Source organism: Mycolicibacterium vaccae NBRC 14118 = CIP 105934 (genome assembly GCF_001552715.1).
Classification (GTDB): domain Bacteria; phylum Actinomycetota; class Actinomycetes; order Mycobacteriales; family Mycobacteriaceae; genus Mycobacterium; species Mycobacterium vaccae.
The window spans coordinates 1-1,175 of record NZ_BCRS01000348.1 but is presented as its reverse complement, the minus strand read 5'-3'; the positions used below and the strand labels follow the sequence as shown (position 1 = coordinate 1,175).

At 73.2% G+C, this 1,175-nt stretch carries 1 pseudogene; it reads right to left on the bottom strand.

Annotation, left to right across the window (positions count from 1 at the left end):
• Window positions 1-1,175: pseudogene (locus MVA01S_RS29925) on the bottom strand (helix-turn-helix transcriptional regulator); the annotation flags it as partial.

The window sequence follows — 1,175 nt, the reverse complement described above, 5'->3', positions numbered from 1 at the left end:
CGCTGCGGTGGCCGCGGGCCCGGGCGCGTTGTTCGTGGGGGCGCAGGAAGTCGTCGGCGCCCTGCAGATCGCCGGTCAGCACCAACGCGTTGGCCAGGGCGTCGACCCACGGCCAGTAGCCCGGCTCCTGGAGCGAGGTGCCCGCCGCCTGTCTGGTCAGCGGCTCCAACGCACGGCGTACCGCGGCGTAATCGGCTTGCGCCTCGGCGATGTTCGCGCGTACCAGCAGCGCCGGGATCCGCATCATCGCGTACTCGCCGGCGCCGCCGTCGGCGGCCGCCGCGGCCACCTGGGCGCCCGCCCAGTTCCCGCGCAGTGCGGCGATCTGCCCCGCGGTCCACTCCAGAAGCGGTGTCGCCAAGACGATTCCGCTGGAGCCGGCGAGGCGACGACCGTGCTCGACGTTCGTCAGCGCCGCATCCCACTCGCCGAGCACGAACTGGGTGCGTGCCAGCCATGCGTACGCCCACAACGTGATCCGGGTGGAACCGCCCAGCGCCGCGGCCGCCACCGCGCTCTCCAGGCTGGTGCGCGCCGCCTCGACGTCGTCGCGCACCAGTTGCACCCAGCCGCGACCCATCACCACGCGTTGCGCCTGCGCGCCGTGGCGTACCTGTGCGTGCAGCTCGTCGTATGCGGTGGCCGCGCGTTTCGGTTGCCCGGCCGCGAGCAGGCCCAGGCCGCGGATCGCGGCGGCCTCGACAGAAGCGGGGGAGTCTGGTGAGGCCAGGGCCAGCGCGCGGTCGGCCCAGCTGACCAGTTGTTCGCCCCGGCATTGGACGAGAGTGTGCAGCACATAGCGCTGCGCGATGAGTGCGGCGGTGTCGTTGTCGCGGTCGATGTTGACGATGTCCCAGGCCCGTCTCAGCCGGAGTTCGGCCTCGGTGGCCCGGCCGCGCAGAATCGCCAGGTAGGCCAGAACCGCGTTGCGCAAGGGAGTTTCGCGGAGGTTCTCCACTGCAGGCACCAGCGCCGCCGCACCTCCGCAATCACCTGCGGCGACGAGCGCGTCGACCGACCGCGTGAGGCGTTCGTCGCGCAGCAGCGGGTCGGCAGTCAGTCGGGCGGCGTCGCGGAACAGGGTCGCGGCCCGACCCCACTCGCCCTCGGCGCCCGAGTGCCGGGCCAGCGCGTCCACCTCGTCGGCCAGGCCGTCGTCGAGCACCGGGGTGGCC